The organism is Variovorax sp. 20P10.2.4 (assembly GCF_058244205.1).
The window spans coordinates 1-16,018 of sequence record NZ_JBZAYE010000120.1; the positions used below are offsets into that span (position 1 = coordinate 1).

17 protein-coding genes are annotated in these 16,018 nt (G+C 69.3%); 11 read left to right on the forward strand and 6 right to left on the reverse strand.

Annotation, left to right across the window (positions count from 1 at the left end; translation table 11 throughout):
- Positions 1 to 98: 98 nt before the first annotated feature.
- The 5 genes from AC27VN_RS14200 to AC27VN_RS14220 all read right to left on the reverse strand — a co-directional run bounded on the left by AC27VN_RS14200 (position 99) and on the right by AC27VN_RS14220 (position 4,152).
- On the reverse strand, positions 99 to 503 hold the full coding sequence (locus AC27VN_RS14200) for a cupin domain-containing protein (RefSeq protein WP_490876934.1): 405 nt from the start codon (positions 501 to 503) through the stop codon (positions 99 to 101).
- A gap of 116 nt (positions 504 to 619) precedes the next feature.
- Entirely contained in the window at positions 620 to 1,231 is a 612-nt protein-coding gene (locus AC27VN_RS14205) for a DJ-1/PfpI family protein (RefSeq protein ID WP_057597522.1), read from the reverse strand.
- A 38-nt stretch (positions 1,232 to 1,269) separates the two neighbouring features.
- Positions 1,270 to 1,596: a ferredoxin family protein gene (locus tag AC27VN_RS14210; RefSeq protein ID WP_093344382.1), complete on the reverse strand. Its 327-nt coding sequence runs from the start codon at positions 1,594 to 1,596 to the stop codon at positions 1,270 to 1,272.
- A gap of 10 nt (positions 1,597 to 1,606) precedes the next feature.
- Positions 1,607 to 2,935, reverse strand: coding sequence for an MFS transporter (locus AC27VN_RS14215; protein WP_490876935.1), 1,329 nt, complete (start codon positions 2,933 to 2,935; stop codon positions 1,607 to 1,609).
- A 338-nt stretch (positions 2,936 to 3,273) separates the two neighbouring features.
- Entirely contained in the window at positions 3,274 to 4,152 is an 879-nt protein-coding gene (locus AC27VN_RS14220) for a LysR family transcriptional regulator (protein WP_093344386.1), read from the reverse strand.
- A 169-nt stretch (positions 4,153 to 4,321) separates the two neighbouring features.
- On the opposite strand from AC27VN_RS14220, the gene AC27VN_RS14225 reads away from it, so the two are divergent.
- Together AC27VN_RS14225 and AC27VN_RS14230 are read left to right on the forward strand one after the other, a co-directional pair.
- A complete protein-coding gene (locus AC27VN_RS14225) occupies positions 4,322 to 4,828 on the forward strand; it encodes a GNAT family N-acetyltransferase (protein WP_490876936.1) in 507 nt (168 codons plus the stop codon).
- A gap of 3 nt (positions 4,829 to 4,831) precedes the next feature.
- Positions 4,832 to 6,340 carry an MFS transporter gene (locus tag AC27VN_RS14230; RefSeq protein ID WP_490876937.1) on the forward strand — a complete coding sequence of 503 codons (1,509 nt, stop codon included), beginning with the start codon at positions 4,832 to 4,834 and terminating at the stop codon, positions 6,338 to 6,340.
- Here the strand turns inward: AC27VN_RS14230 and AC27VN_RS14235 are convergent.
- Positions 6,316 to 7,035, reverse strand: a complete 720-nt coding sequence (locus AC27VN_RS14235) for a Crp/Fnr family transcriptional regulator (protein WP_490876938.1) — start codon at positions 7,033 to 7,035, stop codon at positions 6,316 to 6,318. The two genes, AC27VN_RS14230 and AC27VN_RS14235, sit on opposite strands and share 25 nt — an antisense overlap.
- 174 nt (positions 7,036 to 7,209) lie before the next feature.
- On the opposite strand from AC27VN_RS14235, the gene AC27VN_RS14240 reads away from it, so the two are divergent.
- The 9 genes from AC27VN_RS14240 (at position 7,210) to AC27VN_RS14280 (ending at position 15,956) form a co-directional block, all read left to right on the forward strand.
- Positions 7,210 to 7,800 carry an HD domain-containing protein gene (locus AC27VN_RS14240; protein WP_490876939.1) on the forward strand — a complete coding sequence of 197 codons (591 nt, stop codon included), beginning with the start codon at positions 7,210 to 7,212 and terminating at the stop codon, positions 7,798 to 7,800.
- 26 nt (positions 7,801 to 7,826) lie between these two features.
- A complete protein-coding gene (locus AC27VN_RS14245) occupies positions 7,827 to 8,594 on the forward strand; it encodes a class II aldolase/adducin family protein (RefSeq protein ID WP_093344395.1) in 768 nt (255 codons plus the stop codon).
- A gap of 93 nt (positions 8,595 to 8,687) precedes the next feature.
- A complete protein-coding gene (locus AC27VN_RS14250; protein ID WP_296785197.1) occupies positions 8,688 to 9,566 on the forward strand; it encodes a bile acid:sodium symporter family protein in 879 nt (292 codons plus the stop codon).
- Positions 9,567 to 9,573: 7 nt separating this feature from the next.
- Positions 9,574 to 10,500 carry a LysR family transcriptional regulator gene (locus AC27VN_RS14255; RefSeq protein WP_490876940.1) on the forward strand — a complete coding sequence of 309 codons (927 nt, stop codon included), beginning with the start codon at positions 9,574 to 9,576 and terminating at the stop codon, positions 10,498 to 10,500.
- A gap of 77 nt (positions 10,501 to 10,577) precedes the next feature.
- The gene (gene tcuA, locus AC27VN_RS14260; RefSeq protein WP_490876941.1) at positions 10,578 to 12,005 is read left to right on the forward strand and encodes an FAD-dependent tricarballylate dehydrogenase TcuA; all 1,428 of its coding nucleotides are present in this window, start codon (positions 10,578 to 10,580) and stop codon (positions 12,003 to 12,005) included.
- Entirely contained in the window at positions 11,989 to 13,218 is a 1,230-nt protein-coding gene (gene tcuB / locus AC27VN_RS14265) for a tricarballylate utilization 4Fe-4S protein TcuB (protein WP_490876942.1), read from the forward strand. The genes tcuA and tcuB overlap by 17 nt, the downstream gene beginning before the upstream one ends.
- Positions 13,219 to 13,251: 33 nt before the next feature.
- Entirely contained in the window at positions 13,252 to 14,040 is a 789-nt protein-coding gene (locus tag AC27VN_RS14270; RefSeq protein WP_490876943.1) for a class II aldolase/adducin family protein, read from the forward strand.
- A gap of 37 nt (positions 14,041 to 14,077) precedes the next feature.
- Positions 14,078 to 15,043 (forward strand): tripartite tricarboxylate transporter substrate binding protein, encoded by a 966-nt coding sequence (locus AC27VN_RS14275; RefSeq protein WP_490876944.1) that lies wholly within the window; start codon positions 14,078 to 14,080, stop codon positions 15,041 to 15,043.
- Between the two features lie 13 nt (positions 15,044 to 15,056).
- Entirely contained in the window at positions 15,057 to 15,956 is a 900-nt protein-coding gene (locus tag AC27VN_RS14280; protein WP_490876945.1) for an amidohydrolase family protein, read from the forward strand.
- The last annotated feature ends 62 nt before the right edge of the window (positions 15,957 to 16,018 follow it).

Genomic DNA, 16,018 nt, shown 5'->3' on the forward strand with positions numbered 1-16,018 from the left:
CGGTTTTCTTTGAAGCAACCATGCTCCGAATTTAACGGAACCGGTTTACCTGCCGGCACACCCGGTTGCCCGGATGACCGGCACCGCGCGAGAAGATCTCAGTTCTTGTCGGCTTCGAAACCCGCCGCGTTGAAGAACACATTGGGCTTGCGATAGATCGCGAGGATGGTGCAGCCCTCGTCCGAGCGCGTCTCGTGCAGCGAGCCCGGCTGGCGCCAGACGAACTGGCCCGCGCGGCAGATGCCGTCGTGGTCCGAGAACGAACCCTCGAGCACCCAGCTCTGCTCGATCTCGGGATGCTTGTGGAACGGCAGCACCGCGCCGGGTTCCCACTTGAGCAGCACCGTCATCTCGCCCGATGCGTCGTTGCGGTAGAGCACCTTCATCTGGATCTTCGGAAACTGCGAGGGCCGCCATTCGAGCGTGGCGGGATCGACGTAGACGGAACCACCGAGGGTGGGTTGCAGCTTGCCGGAGAGGCGTTCCTTGAAGACGGCGGACATGGTGTTTGACTCCTGTGGATGAATGGATGGGTGGGGGACGGGGACATCGCCGCAGCGGGTGGATTCGATTCTAGATCGAAGTTTCCCATTGGACAACTTTTGGAAATCGAAGGCGCTCAGGCCGCGAAGCGCAGCCGGTTGGCCTCGCGCGCGGCGCCGTATTCCATGATCCGGGCCACCTCGGCCGCGGGTGCGGGGCCGAAGCGTTTCTCGATCAGGTACAGCACGGCGTCGATGCACAGCGTGACGCCGCCGCCGGTGACGACGCGGCCGTTGTCGACCACGAGCGCGGGCTCGGTGCGGATCGCCGGATAGCGTTGCCGCAGTTCATCGAGCGGCGAGGTCTCGGGTGGCACCACCTCGAACTTGGTGGTCGCGCGCAGGCCGTCGAGCACGCCGGCCTCGGCCAGGATCATCGCGCCGGTGCAGACCGAGCAGACTAGCGCTTCGGGCGCGACGCGGCGCACGAACTCGAGCACGCGTGCGTCCTGCGAGGCGGCGCGCCAGCCGGGCCCGCCGGGCACCAGCAGCACGTCGACCTCGCGCACTTCCTCGAAGCTCCTGTTCGGCAGCACCTGCAGCCCGTTGGCGAGCGTGACTGGTGCGCGGTCGAAGGACACGGTCTGGTAGCCAAGCTCGGGGATCACGCGCCGCGCCATCGAGACCACGCCGATGGCGGCGAGGTCGACGGGCTCGATGCCCTCGTAGAGCAGGAAGGTCATGTGCATTCGCGGGTCTTTCGTTCTGGATGAAAAGGCGTTGGGGTTCATGGTTCGAGGATCAGGCGCTCGCGCTTGGCCGTGTCGAAGGCATGCGCATCGGCATCGGCCAGCGGCCGGGTGTCGGCCGCCACCGGCCACTGCGCCGCGAGCCGCGCATTGAGCGCGATCCAGTCGCGCTGGTCGGGCGCGAGGTCGGCCGCGGGATGGATCGCCTGCACCGGGCACACCATCTCGCACAGGCCGCAGTTGGCGCAGGCGCGCGGGTCGATGACCACGAAGTTCGGTCCTTCGTGGAAGGCGTTCTGCGGGCACACCGACACGCACTCGCCATAGCGACATGCGATGCAGGCTTCGGTCACGACGAAGGTCATGCGGCCGCGCTCAGAAGTTGCGCACCGAGTCGTCGCGCGTCTCGTGCGCGAAGAAGGCCGCCACCAGGGTCACGCAGGCCAGGCCGATCAGCATGATCGACACGCCCGCGGTGCCGCCGAGCTTGCCCACCAGCAGGGTGGCGAGGATCGGCGCCAGCCCGCCGCCGAGCGCGGCCGACACCTGGAAGCCGAACGAGGCGCCGGTGTAGCGCACGCGTGCGCCGAACAACTCGGGGAAGTAGGTGGCCTGCGGGCCGAACATCAGGCCGTGGCCGAAGCTCAGCGCCACCGCGGTCGCGGCGATGATGATCCACGGATCGCGCGTGTCCACCAGCCAGAACAGCGGGAACGCGAAGACGATGGTGAAGAGCGTGCCCGCGAAGTAGAACGGGCGGCGGCCGATGATGTCCGACAGCCAGCCGAACAGCGGAATCGTCACCACCTCGATCGCCGCCGCGACCATGATCGCGTTGAGCAGCATCTCCTTGGGCAGGCCGAGGTTCTTGGTCGCGTAGACCACCATGAACACCGTGAGCATGTAGACCCACGAGACCTCGCAGATCTTCAGGCCCACCGCGATCAGGAAGTTCTTCGGGTCGCGGAACACGGCCTCGGCGAAGGGGTTGCGCGCGATCTCCTTCTTGGCCTTCATCTCGAGGAACACCGGCGACTCCGACACCCGCGTGCGGATGAAGGCACCCAGCGCCACCAGCACCACGCTCAGCAGGAAGGGCACGCGCCAGCCCCAGGCCATGAAGTCCTCCTCGGGCAAGGTCGACACCATCGAGTACACGCCGGCCGGCAGGATCAGGCCGATCGGAAAACCGACCTGCACCAGGCTGCCGCAGAGCCCGCGCCGGCGCTTCGGCGCATGCTCGAGCACCATCAGCGCCGCCCCGCCCCACTCGCCGCCCAGGCCGATGCCCTGCACGATGCGCAGCACGATCAAGAGGATCGGCGCCCAGACGCCGATCTGCTGGTAGGTCGGCAACAGGCCGATGGCGAAGGTGCCGAGTCCCATGATCGCGAGCGTCAGCAGCAGCATCGACTTGCGGCCCAGCCGGTCGCCGAAGTAGCCGAACACCGCGCCGCCGAAAGGCCGCGCGAAGAAGCCCACGGCCGCGCTGCCCAGTGCGGCCAGCGTGCCCATCAGCGGGTCGTCGGCGGGAAAGAAGATCTTGTTGAAGACCAGCGCGGCGGCGGTGCCGTAGATCAGGAAGTCGTACCACTCGATGATGGTTCCGACCGAGCTGGCGAACACGACACGGCTGACTTCGGAGCTGTCGGTCTCGGCCGACCGTCCCTCCTGGGCCAGCGCGGGATTGGCGGGGTGATTCATGGTGGTGGCTCTCCGATGCGAGGTTGATGGCTCTGCTGACGGGGACCGCCCGCCTCGAGGGCGGCGGCGGCGTGGGTTGCCCGTTTTCGTGCACGGGCGGTGAAGCTGCGCGAAGATTAGTTTTGTTTCCCAATGGGAAACATATCGCTTTCCCTGAGAAGCAAAATCCACCGTTTCAGGGGTAAATCCTGTATCAGGAGTTGCCCAAGTTTGGTGAATAAGTTTCCCATCGGGCGACTTCTTCGCAAGAGCCATGCCACCGGACAGGCATGCGCAGGCCGCCGCCCGCGGGCGGAATGCATCGGTTCAGGAAGGTCGGGGCGAAGCCGCGCGGCGGCTCAGGCCGTGCTGTCGAGCAGCAGTTCCGCGAAGCGCTGCTGCACGTAGCGCGCGGTGGCGCCCAGCGGCCGCCCCTGCAGCCACAGCATGCGCACCGACAGCCGCGGCAGCGCCAGCGCGGGGCACGGCAGTTCCTTGAGGGCCTGGCGGTAGCCCTCGTAGTGCGCGATGTTGACCGGCAGCACGGCCCATCCGAGCTTGTCGGCCACCATCTCGGCCGTGCTGTAGAAGCTGTCGGAGCGCCAGACGCGCGGGCTGTAGGCCACCTCGTGCACGTCGTCCGCATGCATCAGCAGCTGCCGGTGGCCGACCAGGTCCTTGCGCCGCACGGTGCGGCCATCGGCCAGCGGATGGTCGACCGCCACGAACACGCCCTGCGGCACGCTGCCGATGCGGCGCAGCTCGAAGCAGGCGCGCGCCGGGCCGCGGTCGAAATGGAAGGCCACGCTCGCGCGCTCCTGCTCCACGTAGTCGGCCACCTCGGTGGCGGTGCCGTTGAGCAGCGTGAGCTCGAGGCTCGGGTACTTCACCGAGATCTCTCGCAACAGCGTGGCGATGGCGGTGTACGGCAGCGCCTCGTCGAAGGCCATCGAGAGCGCGGCCTCGCTGCCATCGTGCAGCGAGCGCGCGCGCTGGTCGAGCTGCTCGGCCTGGCGCAGCAGCTCACGCGCCTCGAGCAGCAGCACCTGCCCCGCCTCGGACAGCTGCGCATTGCGCCGCGAGCGATCGAACAGCGCCACGCCGAGGTCGGCCTCGAGCAGGCCGATGGCGGTGCTCACGGCCGACTGCGCCTTGCCGAGCCGGCGCGCGGCCGCCGAGAACGAGCCGCAGTCGGCGGTGGTGACGAACTGGCGCAACTGGTCGACGGTCCATTCCATGGCACGGCCTCTTCTATCTATTTATCAGATGGGTTTCATCTTTATTCATCCATTCTATTGAAGCAAGATCGGCGGTCCAGGCGAGGCGACCTCGCCCCGTCCCTGAAAAGAGAAGTTCGTTCGTATGCCGATCTCCCGTCTCGCGATGCCCCGCATCCACACCGCCCCCTTGACCCTGCGCTGGTGCCACGACCCCGCGCAGGAAGCCGCCATCGCCGCGCTGTTCATGCGCCAGCTGAGCCCGCGCTACATCTCGCATTCCGAGCTGCAGGGCGCGCGCGCCGTCGCGCCCGGCGAATGGCGCCGCGACCTGCCCGACGTGCTGCGCGCCGAACTGCGCGAAACGCTCGCGCTGCCGCCGGCCACGGCCGTCTCGCTGATCGCCACCGCGCATGCCGGCGATGCGCTGGCCGCGATCGCGCTGGTGTCCATCGACGAGGCCCGGCGCGCCGCGCGCGCCTTCGCCACGCTCGACGACCTCGTGGTCGATGCGCCGTTCCAGTCGGCCGGCGTCGGCGGCCAGCTGTTCGACTGGGTCTGCGCCGAACTGCGCCAGCGCGGCATCGCGCGCCTGTTCCTCGAGAGCGGCATCGGCAACCAGGGCGCACACCGTTTCTTCGAGGCGCGCGGCTGCATGCCGGTCTCGGTCACGATGCTCAAGGAACTGGAGGCCTGAGCGATGAATACCGTGTTCAAGAAATGGATCACGCTGGTGATCGTCTCGATGGCGCTGCTGCTGATCGTGGTCGACATGACCGTGCTCTACACGGCGCTGCCCACGCTCACGCACGACCTCGCGGCCTCCTCGTCCGAGAAGCTCTGGATCGTCAACGCCTACACGGTGGTGGTGTCGGGCTTCCTGCTCGGCATGGGCGCGCTCGGCGACCGCGTGGGCTACAAGCGCATGTTCCTCGCGGGCCTGATCGTCTTCGGCGTGGCCTCACTGTGCGCCGCCTATGCCGGCAGCCCCGCGGCGCTGATCGCGGCGCGCGGCCTGCTGGGCGTGGGCGCCTCGATGATGATGCCGGCCACGCTGGCCATCATCCGGCTCGCCTTCGCCGACGAGCGCGAGCGCGCGGTCGCCATCGGCGTCTGGGCCTCGGTCGCCTCGGGCGGCGCCGCGTTCGGCCCGGTGGTCGGCGGCGTGCTGCTCGAGTACTTCTGGTGGGGCTCCGTGTTCCTCATCAACGTGCCCGTGGTCGTGCTCGCGCTGGTGCTCGGCGCCTGGCTGCTGCCGGGGCGGCGCGCGGGCGCCACCGCGCAGCCGAAGCCCTTCGACGTCCTCGGCTCGGTGCAGGTGTTCGTGGCGCTGGTCTGCCTGGTGCTCGCGATCAAGGAATTCGCCAAGCCCGTGCCCTCGGGCCTCGCGATGGGTATCAGCGCCACCGCGAGCCTGCTGGCCATGGCGCTGTTCGTGCGGCGCCAGCGGCGCAGCGCGAGCCCGCTGGTCGACTTCCGGCTGTTCCGCGACCCGTATTTCTCGGGCGGCGTGATCGCGGCCATCGTGGCCTCGGTGGCGCTGATCGGCGTCGAGCTGGTGTTCAGCCAGCGGCTGCAGCTGGTGACCGGCCTCTCGCCGCTGCAGGCGGGCCTGGCGATCCTGCCGGTGCCGCTCGCCGCCTTCGTGGCGGGGCCGCTCGCGGGCATGGTGCTGTCGCGCACCGGCTCGCGCCCGCTGATCCTCGGCGGCCTCCTGGCCACGGCGCTCTCGCTGTGCGGGCTGGCGCTGGCCGTCGATGCCACGGGCGTGCTCAAGCTCGCGGTGCTGGTGCTGCTGGGCCTGGGCGTGGGCGCGACCATCACGGCGGCCTCGAACGCGATCATGAACAACGCGCCGGCCGAACACGCGGGCATGGCGGCGTCGATCGAGGAGGTGTCGTACGAACTGGGCGGCGTGCTCGGCATCGCGCTGCTCGGCAGCGTGCTCTCGTCGACCTACACGGCCACGCTGGCCATTCCCGACACGCTGGCGGTGCCGGCCTCGGCGCGCGACGGCATCGACGGCGCGCTGCTCGCGGCCGAGACGCTGCCCACGCAGATCGGCACGCAGCTGGTGGCGCTCGCGCACACGGCCTTCGACCAGGCCTTCTTCGCGGTGATGGCCGTGGCCGTGGCGATCGTCGTCGCGGCGGCCTGCTCGGTGGCGCTGCTGGGCCGGCGCGTTCAGCCGGCGCGCACCAGTTGCTGAAGCGCGTCGAGCGACACCAGCTCGATGCGCCCATAGCCCAGCGCGACCACGCCCTCGCCCGCCAGCGCGTTGAGTTCCTTCGACAGCGTCTGGCGCGTCACGCCGAGCATCATCGCCAGCGCCTCCTGCGGCAGCGCCACGCGCTGGCGCGTGTGCTGCGACTGCGTGGCATCGCCGCGCGCCAGCACCAGCAGGCGGTGCGCGACGCGCGCGCGCAGGCTGCGCAGCGTGGCGTCCTCGGCCAGGCCGTAGAGCATGCGCACGCGCGCGGCCAGCATGGCGGCGATCGCGTTGGCGAACAGCACGTCGCGCATCAGCTGGCCGAAGGCCTGCGGCGAGATCACCAACAGGTCGAGCGCCTCGAGCGCGGTGGCATCGTGGGTGCGCGGCGAGCCGTCGATCAGCGTGATCTCGCCGAACCAGTTGCCGGGCTCGAGCACCGCGAGGATCGCCTCGCGGCCGTCCTGGCGCAGCGACGAGATCTTGATGGTGCCCGCCGCCAGCCCGAAGAAGCCGCCGTCGGCGATCACCGGATCGCCCTGGCGGAACACCATGGCGCCGCGCCGCAGGTGGATCAGCTCGGCCGCGCCCAGCAGGTTCTCGCGCTGCGCGCGCGGCATGCTCATGAACCAGGGGTTGGACTCCATCGCCGCGCGGTGGGCGGCGGACAGGCGCGGTTTGGCGGGAGCGGACATGCGGTGCGGCGGTGGCCGGAAAAAGGTGGAGGCCGATGGCGCGAGACAAGTCGGCGACAGGCGCGGGCGGGGTTTACCAGCAGCCTCAATTGTCAAATTCTTGACAGTTGAGCGTCAAGCCCGGGTCTACAGTGCCCTCACCCACGAACGAGAGACCCACCGGAGACGACAACGATGAATGCACGGGCAAGCTTCAAGAGCATGCAGGACAGCACGCGCGAGGACTGGCAGCTGATCGGCGGCGAATTCATGCAGTTCACGCGCGGCCTGCCGGAGCGCGTGATCAAGCACCTGCAGATCCTCGAGGGCGACTACGGCGGCTTTCCGGTCGACCGCTACACCCACTCGCTGCAGACCGCCACGCGCGCGCTGCGCGACGGCCGCGACGAGGAGTACGTGGTGTGCGCGCTGCTGCACGACATCGGCGACACGCTCGGCAGCTTCAACCACCCCGACATCGCCGCCGCGATCCTCAAGCCCTTCGTGAGCGAGGCCAACCACTGGATGGTGCAGAACCACGGCATCTTCCAGGGCCACTACTTCTTCCACCACATCGGGCTGGACCGCGACATGCGCGACAACTTCAAGGACCATCCCTACTACGAGCGCACGGCCGAGTTCTGCGCGCTCTACGACAACCCGGCCTTCGACCCGAAGGCCGAGACCCTGCCGATCGCCGAATTCGAACCGCTGCTGCGGCGCGTGATGGCGCAGCCCAAGCAGAGCATCTACAAGTCGGCACTGAAGGAGCCGGCCACGGCCTGAACCCATACCTCCAAAGGACCCACACCATGAACGCCACCACCCAATCCGAAGTCCAGAAGCTCGTCTCCGCCGAGGAATGGCAGTTGCGCGTCGACCTCGCCGCCTGCTACCGCCTGGTGGCGCTGTACGGCTGGAGCGACCTCGTGTTCACCCACATCAGCGCGCGTGTGCCCGGCCCCGAGCACCACTTCCTGATCAATCCCTACGGCCTGATGTTCGACGAGATCACGGCCTCGAGCCTGGTCAAGGTCGACCAGCAATGCAACAAGATCATCGACTCGCCCTACCCCGTGAACCCGGCCGGCTTCGTGATCCACAGCGCCGTGCATGCCGCGCGCGAGGACATCCAGTGCGTGCTGCACACGCACACCAAGGCCGGCATCGCGGTCAGCGCGCAGAAGAACGGCGTGCTGCCGATCAGCCAGCAGTCGACCTTCGTGCTGGCCTCGCTGGCCTACCACGACTACGAGGGCGTGGCCTTCCGCGACGACGAGAAGCCGCGGCTGCAGGCCGACATGGGCCACGCCAACTTCCTGATGCTGCGCAACCACGGCCTGCTGACCTGCGGCAAGACCATTGCCGATGCGTTCCTTTCGATGTACACCTTCGAGAACACCTGCCAGATCCAGATCGCGGCCCAATCGGGCGGCAGCGAACTCACGCACGTGAACCCGCAGATCATCGAAGGCGTGGGCCAGGCCATGAAGGTGCAAAGCGGCGGCCTCGGCGGCATGTTCGTCTGGCCCTCGCTGATCCGCAAACTCGACCGCATCGACGACAGCTACAAAAACTAAGACGCGTCGACCCCGGTTTCCCAGGCTGCCAGCACCCGCGCGACGGGGGCCGGCAGCCATTTTTTTAGAACGACGAATGAGGAGACAACACCCATGGACGCCACGCTCATCGTGACCCGCTTCCTGTTCGGCGCGCTCGCGCTCGTGATGTTCGGGCTCGGGCTGTCGCTCTCGCTCGACGACTTCCGGCGCCTGTTCCGGCATCCGAAGGCCGTGACCATCGCGCTGCTGCTGCAGGTCATCGGCCTGCCGCTGGCCTGCTACGCGATCATCGTGGGCTTCGGGCTCTCGCCGGTGTTCGCGATCGGGCTCATGCTGCTCGCGGCCTCGCCCGGCGGCATCTCGGCCAACCTGTTCTCGCACCTGTTCGGCGGCAACGTGGCGATGAACATCTCGCTCACGGCCGTCAACACGCTGCTGTCGATCGTCACGCTGCCGCTGATCGCCAACTGGGCCATCAACCATTTCGCGCAGAGCGGCCAGGTGGTGCCGCTGCAGACGCGCAAGCTGGTCGAGGTGATCGCCATCGTGCTGATCCCGGTGGCCATCGGCATGTTCGTGGCTTCGCGCCGGCCCGGCTTCGCGGCGCGCATGGAGAAGCCGACCAAGATCTTCAGCGGCGTGGTGCTCGCGGTGGTCACGGTGCTGGCGATCGCGAACGAGTGGAAGACCATGGCCGCCACCTTCGCCGAGATCGGCCTGCCGGTGGTGCTGTTCAACGTGCTGAGCCTGCTCGCGGGCTACTACCTGAGCCGCGCCGCGGGCCTCGAGAAGCCGCTGGCCACCGCCATCAGCTACGAGATCGGCATCCACAACTCCACCTTGGCGATCTTCGTCGCGGTCAGCGTGCTCGGCAGCTTCCAGCTCGCGCTGCCGGCCGCGGTGTACTCGGTGGCGATGTACGTCACCGCCCCGCTGTTCGGATGGTTGCTGCTGCGCCGTCGCGCGAGCGAGGTGGCGCCTGCGCGATGATGCGCGCATGGAACTGAGGCAACTGCGCTACTTCGTCAAGGTCTGCGAACTGCGCAGCATGGGCCGCGCGGCGGTCGAACTCGGCGTGGTCACCTCGGCGCTGAGCCAGCAGATCAGCCGGCTCGAGAGCGAGCTCGCCACCCGCCTGCTGCAGCGCAGCTCCACGGGCGTCACGCCCACCGATGCCGGCCTGGCCTTCCTGCAGCAGGCCCAGCTCACGCTGCGCCATGCCGACGACGCGGTGCGCGCGGCGCAGCAGGCGCGGCTGTCGGGCCACGTCAGCGTGGGCCTCGCGCCCACCACCGCCACCGTGCTCGGCGTGCCGCTGATGCGCGCCATGCAGGAGCGCTATCCCGAGGTGCGGCTGCACATGGTCGAGGCGCTGTCGGGCCATCTCACGACCATGCTGCATGCGCGCCAGCTCGACCTGGCCGTGCTGTTCCAGACCGACACGCCGCGGCGCTGGAGCGTCTCGCCGCTGCTGGCCGAGAAGCTCTTCGTGGTCGCCTCGCCCACGCTCGCGAAGCGCCCCCTGGGCAACAAGGTGCGGCTCTCGCAACTGGCCGAGGTGCCGCTGATCCTGCCGAGCGGCAGCCACGGCCTGCGCGCCACGCTGATGGCGGCCTTCCTGCGCGCGCGCGTGCAGCCGAACATCGTGGCCGAGGTCGACGGCCTCGCGCTGCTGATGGACGCGGTGCGCGCCGGCTACGGTGCCACCGTGCAGCCCGGCGCCGCCACCGCGCGCCACGACCGCGACGACCTCGAGCTCACGCAGATCGCCGATGCCCACGTGGGCCGGCGCAACCTGCTCGTGAGCCTGTCGGACGACGAGCTCTCGCCGGCCGCGCTGGCCACGCGCGTGGTGGTGGCCGACACGGCCCGCAGCCTCGTTCGCGACGGCCGCTGGACCGGTGCGAGTCTTCTCGAAAACTGAACACCCGTTGCCTCATCCGGCCTTTCGCGTGAAGGCCGCGCTGCCTAAAGTCTCCTGGATTCCAAGGAGACCCACGAGTGATAGACGTACTGGTTGTCGGCGGCGGCAATGCCGCGCTGTGCGCCGCCCTGATGGCGCGCGAGGCCGGCGCTTCGGTGCTGCTGCTGGAGGCCTCGCCCAAGGCATGGCGCGGCGGCAATTCGCAGCACACCCGCAACCTGCGCTGCATGCACGACGCGCCGCAGGACGTGCTGGTCGATGCCTACCCTGAAGAGGAGTACTGGCAGGACCTGCTGAAGGTGACGGGCGGCCTCACCGACGAGCACCTCGCGCGGCTCGTGATCCGCGCCTCGTCGAACTGCCGCGACTGGATGCGCGGCCACGGCGTGCACTTCCAGCCGCCGCTGTCGGGCGCGCTGCACGTGGCGCGCACCAATGCCTTCTTCATGGGCGGCGGCAAGGCGCTGGTCAATGCCTATTTCCGCAGCGCCGAACGGCTCGGCGTGCAGATCCGCTACGACACGCCCGTGGCCTCGGTCGAGCTCGACGGCGAGCGCTTCGTGGCCGTGCGCACCGAGGCCGGCGAACGCATCGCGGCCAAGAGCTGCGTGCTCGCGGCCGGCGGCTTCGAGTCGAACCGCGAATGGCTGCGCGAGGCCTGGGGCCAGAACGAGCGCGGCGAATGGCCGGCCGACAACTTCCTGATCCGCGGCACGCGCTTCAACCAGGGCGTGCTGCTCAAGCACATGATTGCCGCGGGCGCCGACAGCATCGGCGATCCCTCGCAGGGCCACATGGTCGCCATCGACGCGCGCGCGCCGCTCTACGACGGCGGCATCTGCACGCGCATCGACTGCGTCTCGCTCGGCGTGGTGGTCAACCGCGAAGCACGGCGCTTCTACGACGAGGGCGAGGACTTCTGGCCCAAGCGCTATGCGATCTGGGGCCGGCTGGTGGCGCAGCAACCGGGGCAGATCGCCTGGTCGATCATCGACCAGAAGGCGGTCGGGCGCTTCATGCCGCCGGTGTTCACCGGCACGCAGGCCGGCACGCTCGGCGAGCTGGCGCAGAAGATCGGCCTGGACGAAGCCACCTTCGTGCGCACCGTGCAGGACTACAACGCCGCCTGCCGCGTCGGCCGCTTCGACCACACCGCGCTCGACGACTGCCACACCGAGGGCCTCGCACCGGCCAAGACGCACTGGGCGCGCCCGCTCGACACCGCGCCCTTCCACGCCTACCCGGTGCGCCCCGGCATCACCTTCACCTACCTGGGCCTGAAGGTGGACGAGACCGCGGCCGTGCGCTTCGGCGGCCGGCCCAGCCCCAACCTGTTCGTGGCCGGCGAAATGATGGCCGGCAACGTGCTCGGCAAGGGCTACACGGCGGGCGTCGGCATGAGCATCGGCACGGCCTTCGGCCGCATCGCCGGCACACAGGCAGCGAAGGCCGCCAAGAACATTTCGAAGAATTCCCCGGAGACCCCTCTTGCAGCAGCTCACTGATCTCGTCGCCCGCGCGCGTGCCGATGCGGACGGCATCGGCGCCACCCCGTCGCGCGTGATCCCGATCCAGCCCGCCCTTCCGCTGACCGCCCCCGAGGGCGAGGTCGCGCGCATCCTGCAGATCTGCAACGCCTGCCGCTACTGCGAGGGCTTCTGCGCCGTGTTCCCCGCGATGACGCGGCGGCTCGAGTTCGGCAAGGCCGACACGCACTACCTGGCCAACCTCTGCCACAACTGCGGCGCCTGCCTGCATGCCTGCCAGTACGCACCGCCGCACGAGTTCGCGGTCAACGTGCCGCAGGCCATGGCCCAGGTGCGCATGCAGACCTACCACGACTACGCCTGGCCCGCCGCGATGGGCTCGCTCTACGAGAGGGCCGGGCTCACGGTTGCGCTGGCCCTGGCCGGCGGCCTCGCGCTGTTCCTGGTGCTCGCGGTCGCGATGAGCGGCTCGCTGCTGCACGAGCCGCTGGCCGGCAATTTCTACGCAATCTTCCCGCACAACTTCCTCGCGCTGCTGTTCGGCGCGGTGTCGCTGTTCGTGCTGCTCGCGCTGGCCCTGGGCGTGCGGCGTTTCTGGCGCGAGGTCTCGCCGGCCAACGACCCGGGCAACGCGCCGGCGATGGCGGGCGTGCGCGGGCCCGCGAGCGCGGAAGCGGCGCACGACGCGTTGCGCCTCAAGTACCTCGGCGGCGGCCACGGCGAGGGCTGCAACAACGAGGACGACCGCTTCACGCTGTGGCGCCGGCGCTTCCACCACTTCACCTTCTACGGCTTCATGCTGTGCTTCGCCTCGACCTGCGTGGCCACGCTCTACCACTACCTGTTCGACCTGCATGCGCCCTATGCGCTGACCAGCCTGCCGGTGCTGCTGGGCACCGCCGGCGGCATCGGCCTGGTGGTCGGCCCGATCGGCCTGCTGTGGCTCAACCTGCGGCGCGACCCGGCCCATGGCGACGTCGCGCAGCGGCCCATGGACCGCGGCTTCATCGCGCTGCTGCTGCTGACCAGCCTCACGGGCCTGGCGCTGCTGGCCTGGCGCGACACGCAATTCATGGCGCTGCTGCTGGCCGTGCACCTGGGCGTGGTGATGGCGCTGTTCCTCACGCTGCCCTACGGCAAGTTCGCGCACGGCATCTTCCGCTGCGCGGCGCTGTTGAAGTTCGCGATCGAGAAGCGCCTGCCCAGCCGCCTGCAGCTCGGCGCCGATTGAACCCACACCGATATCGAAGAAAGGACCCGTGCGATGACAACCCCTGGCGTGCTCCAGATCCCCTCCATGAAGGACCAGTGCTCCGCCGCCGAATGGCAGGCGCGCATCGACCTCGCCGCCTGCTACCGGCTGGTCGACCTCTACGGCATGTCCGACATGATGGCCAACCACATCTCCTCGCACGTGCCCGGCGAGAAGGGCGCCTTCCTCATCAACCCCTACGGGATGATGTACGAGGAGATCACCGCGTCCAGCCTCATCAAGGTCGACGCCGACGGCCGCATCCTCTCCTCGCCCGACTTCGGCGAGCTCGACTACGGCATCAACAAGGCCGGCTACGTGATCCACAGCGCGGTGCATGCCGCGCGACCCGACGTGGCCTGCGTGATCCACACCCACAGCTGGGCCTCGATGGCCGTGTCCTCGCTCGAATGCGGGCTGCTGCCGCTCACGCAGACCGCGATGCGCTTCCTCAAGATCGGCTACCACGACTACCAGGGCGTGGTGCTCAACACCGCCGAGCAGGCCTCGCTGCTGGAAGACCTGGGCGACCGCGAGGCCGTGATCTTCCGCAACCACGGCGCGCTGGTGGTGGGCCGCAGCGTGGGCGAGGCCTTCAACTGGATGCACCGGCTCGAGCTGGCCTGCCGCGCGCAGATCGGCGCGATGTCGTGCAACACGCCGCTCAAGGCCGTGCCGCAGAGCGTGCTCGAGGAGACCTGGAACAACTACCAGCCCGGCACGCGCCGCCCCTACGGGCTCATGGAATGGCCGGCGCTGCTGCGCAAGCTCGACCGCATGGATCCGGGCTTCCGCGACTGAAGCCCCCGCCTCCCCCGAAGAACCAAGACGACTCCCGATGAAAAGAAGACTGTTCCCCGCCGTGCTGGCCATGCTCGCGGCAGCCATCGCCCTGCCCGCCTTCGCGCAGAAATTCCCGCAGAAGCCCGTCACGCTGGTCGTGCCCTTCGCGCCCGGCGGCAACCTCGACGTGGTCGCGCGCACGCTCGCGCCCGCGCTCGGCCAGATCCTCGGCCAGTCGGTGATCGTGGACAACCGCGCCGGTGCGGGCGGCGCCATCGGCGCTTCGTATGTCGCACGCGCGCAGCCCGACGGCTACACGTTGCTGGTCAGCACGCCCAATGCGCTGGTCGTGCTGCCGCTGATGACGAAGACCACCTACGCGCTCGACAACTTCGCGCCCATCGGCCTCGCCGCCACCACGCCGCTGGTGATCGCGGTGCGCGGCCAGGGTCCGTACAAGGACATCGAGACACTGCTCACCGCCGCGCGCGGCAAGCCGGGCCAGGTCACGGCCGGCCATGCGGGCCCGGGCACCACCAACCACATCGCGCTGCTGCAGCTCGAGCAGGCCGGCAAGCTGAGCCTCAACACCGTTCCCTACAAGGGTTCGGCCCCGGCCCTCACCGACCTGCTGGGCGGCCAGATCGACCTGGTGGTGGATCAGCTCACGAGCTCGGCCGCCCACATCCAGTCGGGCATGCTGCGCGCGGTGGCCGTGATGTCGAAGGAACGCGACCCCGCGCTGCCCAACGTGCCGACCCTGCGCGAGGCCGGCCTCAAGGACTTCGACGCCACCACCGCCACCGGCCTGCTCGCGCCGGCCGGCACGCCCGCCGACGTGGTGCAGACGCTCAATGCCGCGCTGCGCAAGGCGCTGGCCGACGAGAACGTGAAGCGCCGCCTGATCTCGGTCGGCAGCCCCGGCCAGGCCTCCTCGCCCGAGGAATGGCTCGCCACGCTGAAGAAGGAAGACGCGGGCGCCCGCCTGCTCGCGAAGAGCGGCAAGCTCAAGGTCGACTGAGGAGGCACGCCGCATGACCCGCCCCTGCCTGCCTCCCCACGAGGTCTTCGCACCCGTGGCCTTCGCGCTGCCGCCCGGCGCCTGCGACAGCCATGCCCACGTCTTCGGTCCCTACGCACGCTTTCCGCTCGCCGAGGACCGCAGCTACACGCCCGCCGAATACCCGGGCGCGGGCTTCATCGCGCACCTCGACCGGCTCGGCCTCGCGCGCGGCGTGCTGGTGACCGGCAGCGCGAGCGGCACCGACAACGGCGCGGTGCTCGAAGCCCTGTCGCAGTACCCCGAGCGCCTGCGCGGCATCGCCGTGCCGCGCGCCGACACCGGCGATGCCGAGCTCGACCGCTGGCATGCGGCGGGCATCCGCGGCGTGCGCTTCAACCTGTTCCAGCGCGACGGCCATGCGGTCTACCGCAACGGCGTCGGCATCGAGGTGCTGGAAGCACTCGCCCCGCGCCTCGCGGAACGCGGCTGGCATGCGCAGATCTGGATCCACGCGCCCGACCTGGTCGAGCTCGCGCCGCGCCTGCTGCGCCTGGGCCTGCCGCTGGTGATCGACCACATGGGCCGCATGGCGGCCGCGCGCGGCATCGAGGACCCGGGCTTTCGCACGCTGTGCCGGCTGCTCGCCGACGGCAAGGCCTGGACCAAGATCTCGGGCGCCGACCGCAACACCGGCCTGGGCCCGCCCTACGCCGACATCGATCCCTTCGCCGAAGCGCTGCTGCGGGCCAATGCCGAGCGCGTGGTGTGGGGCAGCGACTGGCCGCACATCAACTACTTCGAGGCCGCGCAGGTGCCCGACGACGGCGCCTTGCTGAACCTGCTGGCGCGCTGGCTGCCCGACGCGGCGCAGCGCCGGCGCGTGCTGGTCGACAACCCGGCCGCGCTGTACGACTTTCCCCCGTCCGTGTAGAGCCCACCCACCCAGAGGATCACAAGAATGAAACGAGACAAGCCCTCCCCCCTGCCGCGACG